This is a genomic window from Leisingera sp. G5_S3_59_S7 (assembly GCF_054968485.1).
On record NZ_JBQKUH010000011.1, the window covers coordinates 43941 to 57609 of the forward strand.

General features: G+C 63.8%; 12 protein-coding genes. 6 read left to right on the plus strand and 6 right to left on the minus strand.

Annotated features, from left to right (window positions below; genetic code table 11):
* The first annotated feature begins 8 nt into the window (after positions 1-8).
* Positions 9-983, plus strand: a complete 975-nt coding sequence (locus tag ACTRWG_RS07650; protein WP_027235704.1) for a calcium-binding protein — start codon at positions 9-11, stop codon at positions 981-983.
* A gap of 158 nt (positions 984-1141) precedes the next feature.
* Positions 1142-1411, plus strand: coding sequence for a 30S ribosomal protein S15 (gene rpsO / locus ACTRWG_RS07655; RefSeq protein WP_008555454.1), 270 nt, complete (start codon positions 1142-1144; stop codon positions 1409-1411).
* A 266-nt stretch (positions 1412-1677) separates the two neighbouring features.
* Here rpsO and ACTRWG_RS07660 read toward each other — a convergent pair whose 3' ends face one another.
* Both ACTRWG_RS07660 and deoC read right to left on the minus strand, forming a co-directional pair.
* Positions 1678-4014 carry an aldehyde dehydrogenase family protein gene (locus ACTRWG_RS07660; RefSeq protein WP_027235703.1) on the minus strand — a complete coding sequence of 779 codons (2337 nt, stop codon included), beginning with the start codon at positions 4012-4014 and terminating at the stop codon, positions 1678-1680.
* Between the two features lie 62 nt (positions 4015-4076).
* A complete protein-coding gene (gene deoC / locus ACTRWG_RS07665) occupies positions 4077-5066 on the minus strand; it encodes a deoxyribose-phosphate aldolase (RefSeq protein WP_027235702.1) in 990 nt (329 codons plus the stop codon).
* 246 nt (positions 5067-5312) lie between these two features.
* Between deoC and mutL the strand changes: the two genes are divergently transcribed.
* From mutL to ACTRWG_RS07685, 4 genes are all read left to right on the plus strand, one after another.
* Positions 5313-7259, plus strand: coding sequence for a DNA mismatch repair endonuclease MutL (mutL, locus tag ACTRWG_RS07670; RefSeq protein WP_027235701.1), 1947 nt, complete (start codon positions 5313-5315; stop codon positions 7257-7259).
* Positions 7260-7290: 31 nt separating this feature from the next.
* Positions 7291-8673, plus strand: coding sequence for a DNA recombination protein RmuC (locus tag ACTRWG_RS07675; RefSeq protein WP_462829189.1), 1383 nt, complete (start codon positions 7291-7293; stop codon positions 8671-8673).
* Positions 8674-9978, plus strand: a complete 1305-nt coding sequence (locus ACTRWG_RS07680; protein WP_027235699.1) for an adenylate/guanylate cyclase domain-containing protein — start codon at positions 8674-8676, stop codon at positions 9976-9978. It begins immediately after the preceding gene.
* 87 nt (positions 9979-10065) lie between these two features.
* Positions 10066-10389 carry a DUF3775 domain-containing protein gene (locus tag ACTRWG_RS07685; protein WP_019295110.1) on the plus strand — a complete coding sequence of 108 codons (324 nt, stop codon included), beginning with the start codon at positions 10066-10068 and terminating at the stop codon, positions 10387-10389.
* A 185-nt stretch (positions 10390-10574) separates the two neighbouring features.
* On the opposite strand, the gene ACTRWG_RS07690 is transcribed toward ACTRWG_RS07685, so the two are convergent.
* From ACTRWG_RS07690 to ACTRWG_RS07705, 4 genes are read right to left on the minus strand one after another with little or no spacing between them, the layout of a single operon-like run.
* Complete coding sequence (locus ACTRWG_RS07690; RefSeq protein ID WP_027235698.1) at positions 10575-11717, minus strand: saccharopine dehydrogenase family protein; 1143 nt, start codon at positions 11715-11717, stop codon at positions 10575-10577.
* Between the two features lie 12 nt (positions 11718-11729).
* Positions 11730-11981: a SemiSWEET family sugar transporter gene (locus ACTRWG_RS07695; protein ID WP_027235697.1), complete on the minus strand. Its 252-nt coding sequence runs from the start codon at positions 11979-11981 to the stop codon at positions 11730-11732.
* Positions 11978-13030 carry a saccharopine dehydrogenase gene (locus ACTRWG_RS07700; protein ID WP_027235696.1) on the minus strand — a complete coding sequence of 351 codons (1053 nt, stop codon included), beginning with the start codon at positions 13028-13030 and terminating at the stop codon, positions 11978-11980. The genes ACTRWG_RS07695 and ACTRWG_RS07700 overlap by 4 nt, the downstream gene beginning before the upstream one ends.
* A gap of 11 nt (positions 13031-13041) precedes the next feature.
* Positions 13042-13656 (minus strand): glutathione S-transferase family protein, encoded by a 615-nt coding sequence (locus tag ACTRWG_RS07705; RefSeq protein WP_027235695.1) that lies wholly within the window; start codon positions 13654-13656, stop codon positions 13042-13044.
* Positions 13657-13669: the final 13 nt, after the last annotated feature.

The following is a 13669-nucleotide window of genomic DNA, read 5'->3' on the forward strand; positions in this document are numbered from 1 at the left end:
ATAGGGCAATGTTGTGGTTAGCAAGTGTTCTGGGACTTGTAGCAGTTGGCAGCGCGGTTTTTGCCGACACCGGTACGGAGGAAGATGACTCCGAAGCGCGGCATGAGCCGGAGGGGGACGTGGATGGTCTCGACGACGGCTTTGTCGAGCCGGGCGGCGGGCCCGTGACCGGCACGGACAGCGGCGACGTTCTGGTTGGCAGCGAAGCGGCAGACAGCTTGTCAGGCGGTGCCGGGGACGACCAGATCGGCGGATACGCCGGGGACGATTGGATTGGAGGCGGTACTGGCAGCGACTCTCTTTACGGGCAAGACGGTGATGACAGCCTGTTTGGCGGAGACGGCCAGGATGTGCTGCATGGCGCGGAAGGCAGCGACTGGCTGGAAGGCGGTGCCGCCGATGACAGCCTGTACGGGCATTTCGGAAGCGACAGCCTGCGGGCCGGCAGCGGTGCGGACCTTCTGCATGGCGGCCAGGGCCAGGATTGGCTGGAAGGCGGCACGGACGAGGATACGCTGCACGGGAACGATGGTAATGACAGCCTGACCGGCGGCGCCGGGGAGGACGCGCTGTTCGGTGGTTACGGCAACGATGTGGTGTCCGGTGCAGGTGACGGGACCAATCAGGACTTCGTGAACGGCGGTGACGGGGATGACACGCTGATTGCAGGTGGAGGCGATGCGCTGACAGGTGGCGCCGGCGCGGATCAATTCACAGTTGGAAGCTGGACAGGCAGTGCCGAGGCGGTGCAGCTGATGGACTATGATGCGGGCGAGGACCAGCTGGTAGTTGTCTGGGAGTTCGAAGACGGGGAGGAGCCCACGGTGGAGGTGCGGCAGAACCCGGATGCTGCGGCCGAGATGCTGATTCTGGTGAATGGCCAGAGTGCATTACGAGTTTCGGGTGCCGAGGGGCTGACCGCCGATGATCTGGTGCTGATTGACCCGGAGTCGGCGTCGGTCTCCGGGCTGCTGCCGCAATAGCTTTGGCATCCGGCGCCTAGCAGTTAGTCTTTGCCTTTACAGCAGAAACATCATATATGCCCGCATCTGCCGTGATTCCGCGGCAGGTTTCTCCATGGGCCTGTGCTGGACGACATCCCGGCTTGTGCCATCCACTCTAACCTATGAAGGAGACCCCGATGTCGATCACTGCGGAAGAAAAAGCGCGCCTGATGAAAGAATTCGCAACCAAGGACGGCGACACCGGCTCGCCGGAAGTCCAGGTTGCAATCCTGACCTCGCGCATCAACACTCTGACTGAGCACTTCAAAACCCATAAGAAGGATAACCACGGCCGCCGTGGTCTCCTGAAAATGGTTGCTCAGCGCCGCAAGCTGCTGGACTACACCAAAGGCAAGGATGAGGCCCGTTACCAGGACCTGATCAAGCGCCTGGGTATCCGCCGCTAATCCGCGCTTATCCGGATTTCAGCGCCCGTTCCGAAAGGAGCGGGCGCTTTCTTTTGCAACGGAGCCATATAGCGGCGAAGTGCTCCCGCGCCCGCAGGCTCCCCGGCTGCGCCGGGCAACCCTTGGCCTTGGGCGGCGGTCCGTGCTGCGCACGGGCGGTTCCTGCTTGCGGCACGGCAGGCCCTGATGGGACGATGGCCGGTCTGAAAAGAAAACGCCGCCCCGGATGGAGCGGCGTTCTGCCTTTGCCGGAAACCGGCTGGATTTTACTCGCCGTAGGGCACCCAAATGTTCTTGATCTCGGTGGACTCCTGCAGGAAGCGCTTGGTCAGGTCCTGCGTCCAGTCGGTTGCGGTGCCGTCGTTGACCCAGGTGCGCTTCAGGTTACCCGCTGAGGCTGCTTCGATTGCTGCCGACAAATCGGAGGAGGAGAAGCTCCAGACCGCATCCACATTCAGATGCGAAGCGAGCGGTTTGGCCAGTTCTGCATGGCTGCCAGTCAGGATGTTTACAACGCCCGCAGGCACGTCCGAGGTCTCCAGCACCTGGTAGAAGTCGGTGGCCGCCAGCGGGAAGGGTTCCGAAGCGGCCAAAACCACCCGGTTGCCCATCGCAATCGCCGGTGCCATGGCGGAAACCAGTCCTAGAAGCGGTGCCTCATCGGCGCAGAGCGCTCCGATCACGCCAACCGGTTCCTTCATTGCCAGTGCTACGCCGCGGATTGGAACACCGTGCACCCGGCCGTCGAACTTGTCGGCCCAGGCCGCAGCTGAGAACAGGCGCTGTATTGAAGTTTCGACCTCTGCCGCGCCGCTCTTCCTGCCGGTCATGGCGTCGATCCGGGCGGAAAATTCCTCCGCGCGGGCAGAGAGGTTTTCACCGATATAATAGAGGATCTGCGCGCGCAGGTGGCCGGTTGTCTTGGACCACTTGCTTACGCCGGCTGCTGCCTCAACCGCATTGCGGACATCCTTACGGCTGCCTACGCCAACGTGTCCCAGCAGGGCGCCAGATTTTCCGTAGATTGCCCGGCTGTAGCCGCTGTCAGGGCGGGCTTGCTTGCCGCCGATATACATCTTGGCGGTGCGGTCCAGCGGGTCCGCCGGGGCGCCGGTGCCCGCAAAGGCTTCCACCTTGGCCAGCGGTTTTGGTTTGGCCTTGGCACGGGTATAAGCTGCCAGCCCCTCCCAGCCGCCTTCGCGCCCGAAGCCGCTTTCGCGCACGCCGCCAAAGCCTGCGGCGGCGTCAAACATGTTGGTGCCGTTTATCCAAACCACACCCGCAACCAGTTTCGGCGCCATGTCGAGCGCAAGGTTCACGTTCTCGGTCCAAAGCGTCGCGGCGAGACCGTAGCGGGTATTGTTTGCCAGCTCCACCGCCTCGGCGGGCGTGCGGAAGGTGCAGGACACCAGGACCGGGCCAAAGATTTCCTCCTGCATCAGGGGATCGGCTGGTGACAGGCCCTCGATCAGCGTCGGCGGGTAGAAGCAGCCGCCTTCGGGCATCTCCACCTGTGCCTGGTGCATGGTGCCGGCGCGATTGGCCGCGACCATGCTGCTGATGGTATCGAGCTGCACCGGGTCCACCACGGCGCCGACGTCGATGCATTTGTCAAGCGGGTTGCCGACGCGCAGTCCGTCCATACGGGCCTTGAGTTTGCTGTGAAAGCGTTCTGCGATGCCTTCCTGCACCAAAAGGCGCGAACCGGCGCAGCAGACCTGTCCCTGGTTGAACCAGATTGCGTCCACCAGCCCTTCGATGGCGGAATCGATATCGGCGTCGTCAAAGACGACGTAGGGGGACTTGCCGCCCAGCTCCAGGGTCAGCGCCTTGCCGCTGCCTGCAGTGGCCTCGCGGATCCTGCGGCCAACCGAAGTGGAGCCGGTGAAGGCAATCTTGTCCACATCCGCCGAGGTGATCATTTCTCCCACGGTGCCGTCGCCGGTGACGATGTTGACGACACCCTTGGGCAGACCTGCCTGGCGGCAGATATCGGCAAACAGCAGCGCGGTCAGCGAGGTGTATTCCGCAGGCTTCAGCACCACTGTGTTGCCCATGGCAATCGCAGGCGCGATCTTCCACGCCAGCATCAAGAGCGGGAAGTTCCAGGGGATGATCTGGCCGCAGACGCCCAAAGCCTCGGCGTCCGGCAGCTCGCTTTCCATCAACTGGGCCATGCCGGCATGATAGTAAAAATGGCGCTGGGCCAGGGGAATGTCGATGTCGCGGCTTTCGCGGATCGGCTTGCCGTTATCCAGTGTTTCCAGCACTGCAAACAGGCGGGAGTGCTTTTGCAGCAGCCGGGCAATCGCGTAGAGGTACTTGGCCCGGCCCGGGCCGCCGAGGGCTTCCCATTTGCCTTGCGCCTTGCGGGCGGCTTTGACTGCGTCGTCCACGTCGGCCTGAGTGGCTTGGGTCAGGGTCGCCAGCACCTCACCCGTGGCCGGGTTCCTGCTTTCAAAACCGTTTCCGGGGGCGGTGTACTCGCCATTGATGAAATGGCCGAAGCGGCTGCCCTGATCGACCAGCCAGGCCAGTGCCTCAGCGGCGCTTTCGGGAGCGGGGCCATATTCCATGCTGTCGAAGATCTCTTTTATGGTCATGATACTGATCCTTTTCGCGGAACAGGAATCCGGCCCGGTATTCGTGCCGGATTCCGGCGCCCTTACCCCATGGAGTGGCGGTAGCCGGCGGAGTATGCACCGGTGACATGATGCTCCAGCTGGCGCTCGATATCGCCCAGCAGCGACGAGGCGCCGAAGCGGAACAGGTCGGGCTGCAGCCAGCGGTGGCCTAGTTCGTCCTTCATCAGCGCCAGGTAAACCAGCGCGTCCTTGGCCTTGGAAATGCCGCCCGCCGGCTTGTAGCCGACGCGGTAGCCGGTGCGGTCATAGTAGTCGCGGATCGCACGGATCATCACCAGGCTGACGGGCAGGGTGGCATTCACGCTTTCCTTGCCGGTGGAGGTCTTGATGAAATCAGCGCCCGCCATCATGCATACAAGCGACGCCCGCGCCACATTGCGCAGGGACCCCAGTTCGCCGGTGGCCAGGATTGCCTTAACGTGGGCTTCGCCGCAGGCCAGGCGGAAGGCTTTCATCTCGTCATAGAGCGCCTGCCAGTTGCCAGTCAGGACATGGCGGCGGGAGATCACGATGTCGATCTCCTCGGCGCCAGCGTTGACGCTTTCGCCGATCTCCGCCAGCCGCAGGTGAAACGGCGACAGGCCTGCCGGGAAACCAGTGGAAACCGCGGCCACCGGGATGCCGGTGCCTTCCAGCGCTTTTACGGCGGTGGGGATCATGTCGTGGTAGACACAAACAGCCCCGGTGGTGAGGCCCTCCATCCCCAGGCTGCGCAGGATGCCGGCGTTCACTGGCTGGCGCGCCTTGGCGCACAGGCGGCGGACACGGCCTTCGGTGTCGTCACCGGACAGGGTGGTAAGGTCAATGAGGCTGATGGCCTTCAGCAGCCAGGCGGCCTGGTGGTCTTTCTTGACGCTGCGGCGGCCCGGCAGGGTGGCGCAGCGGCGTTCGATGGCCGAAGTATTGGCCTGCACGGCAGCGACCCAGTCCAGGTCCAGCTCCATGCCGGGGTTGCGCGGCTCAGCCAGCTGCGGCAGCTGCGCGCTTCGTTCAGCGATATGGCTTTCCATTGGGGATCCTCAGAAGAGTTCCGTGCGAAAATCGCACGGGTGCGGCATATTGGCAAGCGAGCGCCCGGGGCTGCCGTTAGGTTTTTTGACTGAATGGACAAATTTTTGGCCCGAAAAGGCAGCGCCGGGTAGCTGCGATCCCTTGGGGGCGGGCGGTAAAGCGGGGAAATCGTGTTTTGCGATTCTGCTGCCGCCGCGGCGCGCATTCCGGTGGCAGAATCGGCCCCACATGCTAAATTTAGCGGTATGAGCAGTGCAGAACCCCATATCAGCGAAAATTCGCGGCTTGAATCCCGTCCTGTGATCCGCCAGCTGGATGACAGTGCCATCAACCGGATTGCTGCCGGGGAGGTGGTGGAACGGCCGGCTTCTGCGGTCAAGGAACTGGTGGAAAACGCCATTGATGCCGGGGCAACCCGGATCACTGTGGAGATCGCCGATGGCGGCAAGACGCTGATCCGGGTGACGGATGACGGCTGCGGCATGACGCCAGAGGATCTGCCGCTGGCGCTCAGCCGCCATGCGACCTCCAAGATCGACGGCACCGACCTTTTGAACATCCACACGTTCGGCTTTCGCGGCGAGGCGCTGCCCTCGCTTGGCGCGGTGGGGCGGCTGACCATCACCAGCCGCGCAGCCGGGTATGAGGCGGCACAGATCCGGGTGTCCGGTGGCAAGCTGGAGCCGGTGAAGCCGGCGGCGCTGCGGGCGGGCACTATTGTCGAGCTGCGCGACCTGTTCTTTGCCACGCCGGCGCGGCTCAAGTTCATGCGCACCGACCGGGCGGAGTCGCAGGCGATCTCCGACACGGTGAAACGGCTGGCGATGGCGGAGCCCTCGGTGGGCTTCACCCTGCGCGATGTCTCGGGCGGCGGCGACGGGCGGGTGACCTTTCGGGCAGATCCTTTGTCCGGCGATCTGTTTGATGCGCTGCACGGTCGGCTGGCCTCGGTCCTGGGGCGAGAGTTTGCTGAAAACGCTTTGAAGATTGACGCCACCCGCGAGGGCATCCGGCTCTATGGCTACGCGGCGCTGCCGACCTATTCCCGCGGTGCGGCGGTGGCACAGTTCTTGTTCGTGAATACCCGACCGGTGAAGGACAAGATGCTGACCGGTGCGCTGCGGGCGGCTTATTTCGATTTCCTCAGCCGCGACCGGCATCCGGCGGCGGCCCTGTTCATCGACTGCGATCCGCAGCTGGTCGACGTGAACGTGCATCCGGCCAAATCCGAAGTGCGCTTCCGCGATCCCGGCTTGGCGCGCGGTCTGATCGTGTCATCGCTGCGCCATGCGCTGGCGGAGGCCGGTCACCGTGCCTCGACCACCGTGGCAGGTGCCACGCTGGGGGCAATGAAGCCGGAACAGTCCACCGCCGCCAGTGGCGCCCCGCGGATCTACCAGATGGACCGGCCGTCCTATGGCGCACGCAGCCTGTCCTATGCGGCGCAGTGCCCCGGCCAGCCGCAGGCGCCGTCCAATGATGCGCTGCCATCGCAAGGTTTTGCCGAACTGGCGGGAGCTTACAGCGGCCGGGTGACTGAAGTCGCCGAAGCTCCAGTGGCCCCGGGTCAGCCCTTGGATACGCCCGAAGCCGCCGCGCCCGGGGCCGAGCGGCTGCCGCTGGGTGCGGCCCGCGGCCAGGTGCACGAAAACTACATAATCGCCCAGACCGCGGACGGCATGGTGATTGTCGACCAGCACGCAGCACATGAGCGGCTGGTTTATGAGAAGCTGAAACGCCAGATGGCCGAAAACGGCGTTGCTGCGCAGGCTCTGCTGATCCCGGAGATTGTCGAGCTAAGCGACAACGAGTGCGCCTGCTTGCTGGGTGTGGCCGATGAGCTGGCAAAATTTGGCCTCGGGATCGAGGCATTCGGCGGCAATGCCGTTGCAGTGCGGGAAACCCCGGCGATCCTGGGAGAAGTCAACGCCGAGGCGATGATCAAAGACATCCTGGATGAGCTGTCGGACCAAGGTGAAAGCCAGCTGGTGCAGGCGAAAATCGAAGCGATCCTGAGCCGGGTGGCGTGTCATGGCTCGATCCGTTCCGGCCGCCGGATGCGCGGAGAGGAGATGAACGCGCTGCTGCGGGAGATGGAGGCAACCCCCCACTCCGGCCAGTGCAACCATGGCCGCCCCACCTACGTGGAACTGAAACTGGCAGATATCGAGCGCCTGTTCGGGCGCACCTGAACAAGAACCCCCGGTAAAGGGAGGACGAGCAGTGACATTGGAACAGGCCCACTGGGCAATCTACGCGCTGGCTGGGCTGGCCGCGCTTTTGGCGCTGGCGGGCTGGCGCTCGCGCGGGCACGCCGGGCATTTAGAGCGGGTGAACGCAGATCAGCGCAGCCATATTGCCGGGCTGAAGGCGGAAGTGGCGCGGCTGCCGGAGCTGACGGATGAGCTGGCCACCCTGCGCCGCACCAGCGAGAATGAACGCACAGCGCGATACCAGGCCGAAGCCCAAGTCCAAGCGCTGAAGGCAGAGCACGCGGCGCGACTGGAAGAACTCAGCCACATGAACCAGCAGATGGAGCACAAGTTTGCTTCGCTGGCTTCGGGCGTGCTCAAGCAGAACTCAGAGAGCTTTCTGAGCCTGGTCAGTGAGCGCTTTCAGGCGCACAGCAAGACAGCGGATGACGACTTGGCCAAGCGCCACGCGGCGATTGAGAGCCTTGTGAAACCCCTGGACCAGAAGCTTGGCCAGTTCGGCGAGCGGATCAAGGAGATCGAGCAGGCCCGCAACGAGGCCTATGGTGCGATTCAGGCGCAGGTGAAGCATTTGGCGGAGGGCCAGGCCACGCTGGGCGGCGAGACCCGCAAGCTAGTGCAGGCGCTGCGCGCACCCAAGACCCGCGGCCGCTGGGGCGAGATGCAGCTGCGCCAGGTCTTTGAGATGGCTGGCATGGCCGAGCATGTGGATTTCGAACTGGAAAAGAGCGTCGGCACCGACGATGGCCTGCGCCGCCCCGATGCGGTGGTGCGTATCCCCGGCGGCAAGAGCATCGTGGTGGATGCCAAAACCCCGCTGGAGGGGTATCTGGATGCGCTGGAGGCGGAAACGCCGGAGCAGCAGCAGGCAGCCCTGACCCGCCACGCAAACCACGTGAAGACCCATGTGCGCCAGCTGGCCTCGAAGTCCTATCAAAGCGCCCTGGGCGAAACGCCGGATTTTGTGGTGATGTTTATCCCCGGTGAGACCTTTGTGTCCGCCGCGGCTGAGGCGGATCCGGGGTTGATTGAGTATGCTTTTGAAAACAAGGTTCTGATCGCGACGCCGACCACGCTGATGGCGTTGGTCAAATCCATTGCTTACGGCTGGCAGCAGGAGAAGATGGCGGCAAATGCTGTCGAAGTGCAGAAGACCGCCAAGGAGCTTTATGACCGGCTTGCGACCTTCTCAAAGAGCTTGGCTTCGGTTGGTCGCTCGTTGTCCTCTTCAGTGAATAACTACAACAAGGCCGTTGGCTCTCTGGAAGCGCGGGTGCTGCCCTCGGCACGCCGGTTCGAGGCGATGGGGGTTGTGGCAAACGGGGCTGAGCTGGAAGATCCGGGCCAGGTGGAAGTCGAGCCGCGGCAGGTGGCGCTTTTGGCGGAGGAGTAGATGCGGCTGCCGCAGGCATGCCCAACGGTAAGACCGGAGCAGCCGGCGCTGCTGAGCGCGGCTGAGGTGGAAGCCGAACGCATCGTTGCGCTTTTGCGGATCGCTGTGGCGCTGGGCCTTATGCTGGCAATGGTGCTGGCCGTTGACTCAGTGCAGGCGATAGACGAGCCGCATTTGCGCCGCCAGATCGGGCTGGCGGCGGCCACCATGCTCTCCTACCTCACCGCCGGGGTGCTGATCTACTGGGCGATCGGAACGGGGCTGTTCAAGCCTTGGATGATCTGGCTGGCGGTCTTTGCGGACTGCGCGTTTCTGCTGCTGAACACCTTCCTGTCGCTGGTGAATACCGGAGTGCCCGGAAGTGCGCTTTTTGTGATGCCTGCAGTTTGGATGGCGCCGGTTGTGCTGGCTTTTGGCGTGCTGCGGCTCAACCCCTTGCGGCTGGCTGTGATGGTGGTTCTGGTTGCTGCGGGGCTTGGCTGGATGATCCTGTGGCAGCCGCCGCAAACCACGCCGGATCTTGCTGGGCGGATCACCCTGTCCCTGGCGCCGCCGCCGAACGTCATGCGTCTGGTGATGCTGTGCCTGGCAGGTGCCGTTCTGGTTGTTGCTGCAGTGCGGACGCGGGGTTTGCTGCACCGCTCAATCGAAGAAGCGCGGCAGAAGGCCAATTTGACCCGCTACCTGCCGGCCCAGCTGGCGGGGCGCCTGGCAGGCGGCGGGCTGGAAGCGCTGCAGGAGGGCCGCCAGCAGCAGATGGCAATTCTGTTCATCGACATCCGCGGCTTTACCAGCTGGTGCGAGGGCCGCGAACCGCAGGAGGTCAGCAGCCTGATTACGGAATTCCGCACCCGGGTGGAAGATGTGGCGGGACGGACCAGCGGGCTGATCGACAAATATATCGGTGACGCGGCGATGATCCTGTTTGAGGGGGAGCGGGCGGCGGCCCGGGCGCTGGACTGTGCCGAAGGCCTGCTGGCGGAAGTGGAGGCCTGGTGCCGCATGCGGGAGCAGGCGGGCGATGCGGCGCTGGCAGCAGGGATCGGGGTTCATTGGGGCGAGGTCTTCTCGGGCGTTACCGGCACACCGCAACGGCTGGAATATTCCGTTTTCGGCGACACCGTGAACACCGCGGCACGGCTTGAGCAGCTGACCAAAGAGCACGGCATGGCGCTGATTGCCTCTGAGGTGCTGCTGAAGCAAGCCGGGGCAGAGCCCGCGCGCAACGGCTGGACTGCACTGCCGGCAGGGGTCTTGCGCGGGCGCAGCACGGGGCTCGTGCTCTTCGGCAAGGCACAGGGCTGACCGCGGCTCCATTTGCCCCAGATCAAAGACTTAGGCGTTTCGCACGCGGTTTGATATGCTGAGGCAGCGAACAGAAGGAATGGAGCAATGCTGGAGATCTCAGTCCGCAAGGTGGCACAGGTGGCGATGATGGCCCGTGAACTGGGGCGGGCGGAGGGCGAGTTGCGCGCCTTCATCGACCGGATGAGCGAGGATCAGCAGTCCGAACTGGTCGGCATCATGTGGGTCGGCCGCGGGAGCTTCGAGCCTGAGGAACTGGGCGAGGCAATATATACCGCCCGCCAGGAGGCAACCACGCCGACCGTTGATTACCTGCTTGGCACGCCGCATCTGGCGGACAATCTGGAGGCCGGGCTGGAGGCGCTGGGCATCGACGTAAACGACGTCGAGGACGACGTGATCGGCCGCTAAGGCCGGGCAACCAAACCGTCAGAAATTCCTTGTATTCGCACAGAAAAGGGGCGCCGCGGTTATGGCGCCCTCTGCTGTTGACGCGACACCCGGGGCGCTGCCCCGGATCCCGGGATATTTGAGGCCACATGAACAGAGGATCTTGATGAGTGCCCGCAGGTTCCGCTTGCGGGCACTCCGGGCTGTCAGCCCTTACTGTCAACAACCTCGAGGTGCTGCGCCAGCTTGCCGATTTCACCCATCCATTTCTCCACCAGAGCCGGACCGCTGGGGGCGGCGTGAACCCCGGCGGCAATCTTACCGTTCATGGCGGCCTCAATCGCGAACGACACCGGGTACGACACCAGGCGCGCCATCGCGGTGCCGCGCTCGTCGCCCCAGGCGTCCATAACGTAGGTCTTGTGCCAGACCTCGGCACCGTCTCTTTCAGCCTTCAGGCCCACACAGAGGACGACTCGGTCCGGCTCACCTTCGTCATAGGCGTTCTCGGCCCAGAACTGGTCCGACATTTCCTTGAGGCGAGCGTCGCCTTCGGGGCCGGAGAGGGTCTCGACCTCCTTGAACACGTCCGCCCATGCGTCGGCCCAGCCGTTGAGGCGCAGGGTGCCGCGGACGAATTCCTTCACCTTCCAGTCCTCACCGAATTCATACTGCGTCATGAACGGGATCGAGTCGCGGTTCGGGTAGACTTCGAAGGTCTCCGGTGCGGGCAGCGGCGCCTCGTAAGAGGAGATCGCATCCCAGGGGCGGGCGACATCCAGTTCCTTGAAATCGCGGATCGACTTGGAGGGCGAGCGCAGCGCTTTCAGCACGCCAAGCGGCGACCAGCTGAACTTGTAGCGGAACGGGTTCGGCATTTTGGGAATGCCGCCGCAGTAGGAGATGAAGCTGATCTCGTTTTCCGGGTCAAAGGCATCGGACGCTTTGTAGTCCGCCACCAGCGCATGCGCCATCAGGTGGTCGATGCCGGGATCCAGCCCCACCTCGTTGATCAGGCAGACGCCTGCATCCTTGGCCTTCTGGTCCAGCGCGCGCATTTCCGGCGCGATGTAGGAGGAGGAGACAAAGTGCGCGCCGTGTTCAATCGCCAGCTCCGCCAGCGAAACGTGCCAGTCGCCGGGCAGCATCGAGACGATGACGTCCTTGGGGCTCAGCATCTGGCCCAGGTTGGCGATGCTGAAGGCGTGGATGTTGGTGGTCAGGTCGCCCACTGCCTCGCGCGCCTTGTCCGTGGTCCGGTTCCAGACCGCCACGTCGTGGCCTGCTTCCAGCAGGCGTCGCAGGCCGGGGATTGCCGACAGGCCGGTGCCGCACCAGTGTATAGTCATGAGAGTTCTCCCTTATCCGAATTTCAGTTTGGCTGTGACGATCACCAGAATGGCGGTCACGGCGCAGATATTTGCCAGGATCAAAGGCCAGTCGCCGACCATCACCCCATAGGCCAGCCATAGAGAAACCGTGGCCAGGAACATCAGGTTCGAGGGCAGCGACAGGCCGGAGGTGTCGCGGGAGGCCCAGGCCTTCCAGGCTTGGGGGATCCAGCAGACGGTGCCCAGGATGGCCGCCAAATAGCCGACGTAAGGCGCGATCATTCGGGCACATGCTCCAGGAAGGTGGCCTTGGCCCGGCCCCAGACACCCCTGTCCAGATCGGTAAGAGCCTGCAGCGAGGGCAGCAGCTGGGCGGCGTAATCCTCCGAGCTTTCCACCGGCAGCATCGACGGCAGGTTGTCGATGGCCATGACGTCAAGCACCGGGTTCTCGGCAACGCGCACCACGGGGACGTCCCAGGTAGTAGCCTGGGTATAGACCGGCACCGGGTTGTAATCGCTGTCCGGGTCGCAGGCGACATCGCCGATGGCGGTCAGCTTGCGTTCCGCAGCCAATGCTTCACGGGGAACAAAAACCGGGGTGCCGGGACGTGCGAAGATGCAGTTCAGGAACAGGTCATGGTCCAGGATCTGCGGGAAGGGGCCGCCGTTTGCGGTTTCGGCCATGTCCCATTTGGTGACCTGCACGCCCATTGCCTCGCAAAGATCAGCAGCGCCTGTGCCGACCCGGCCAAGCGCGCCGATGACAATGGCAGTGGGGCGGTCCTTGTTCAGTGCGTCAAGCTCTGCGCCAAGTTCGGCCAGCAGCGAATCCTTGCCGCCGTAAACGCCAACCGGCCCGCAGACCTCGCCGCGCTGCTGGGCCGCCCAGGCCTTCAGCGTCACCGCAGCCCCGGCATAGCCTGCCCAGTAGCCAAACGCAGCAACCCGGCGGTCGGCCTCATCGACGAGATACTCCAGATCATAAAGCGTGCCACCGCCGGCCTTGAACCGCTCCAGGAGAGCCTTGCCGGAGTGCTGGCCCTTAAAGGCATGGCCGAACATGATGTGGCGGTGCGGCAGCGGGGTGCCGTCCTCGGGCAGTTCCTTGAGGCCGAAGATGATTGCGTCTGCAGGCGCCTGGGGCCAGGAGTTTTCCGGCGCAATCTCGCAGCCCGCGTCAATGTAGCCCTGCAGCGGGATTGCCCGCACCGAGCTTTCCTCCACCGTGACCTTGATGCCGCCTGCTAGCAGCGCCTTGGCCCCTTCGGGGGTGAGGCCCACCCGCTCTTCATTGGGGCGCTGTTCGGCCCGTACCCACAGATGCGTCATTGTCATGTCCTTCAAAGCATTCCCTTGGCATAGACCGCGCGCACGGACTCGCGCTGTTCCATTGCCGTCATGAAGTTCTGGATTTTCGGGAAGTCCGCCACGTTTACCCCGTCGCCTTCAAGCCAGGTGCAGACCACATATAGATAGCAATCGGCGAGGCTTATTCCGTCACCCAGCACAAACGGCCCGCGCAGGCCAAACTGGCTGATGTACACGCAGGAGGCCGTCATGGTCTGCGGCACCATCTTCTGCATGTCTTTCCAGCTGGACCGCTCCTTGGCCCAGCGGGCGCCGCGCAGGCGGTGGGCGTGGTTCACATGCATGGTGGAGGCAAGGTAGAACATCACCTCGCGCATCCGGGCCAGCCGCACCGGATCCTGCGGGCGCAAGGAGGCCTCGGGCGCCGTGTCGGCGATGTATTCCAGAAGGGCGCCGGTTTCGGTCAGGATGCCGCCCTCGACGGCCAGCGCGGGAACCCGGCCCTTGGGGTTGATCTGAGCATAAGCTGCGCCAGCCTGCTGCTTGGCGGCAAAGTCGATTTCCACCGTCTCATAGTCGATCCCGGCTTCTTCCAGCGCGATGGCCACAGCCACTGAAATGGTGTTTGGGGCGTAATACAGCTGCATGGTCTTCCTCCCG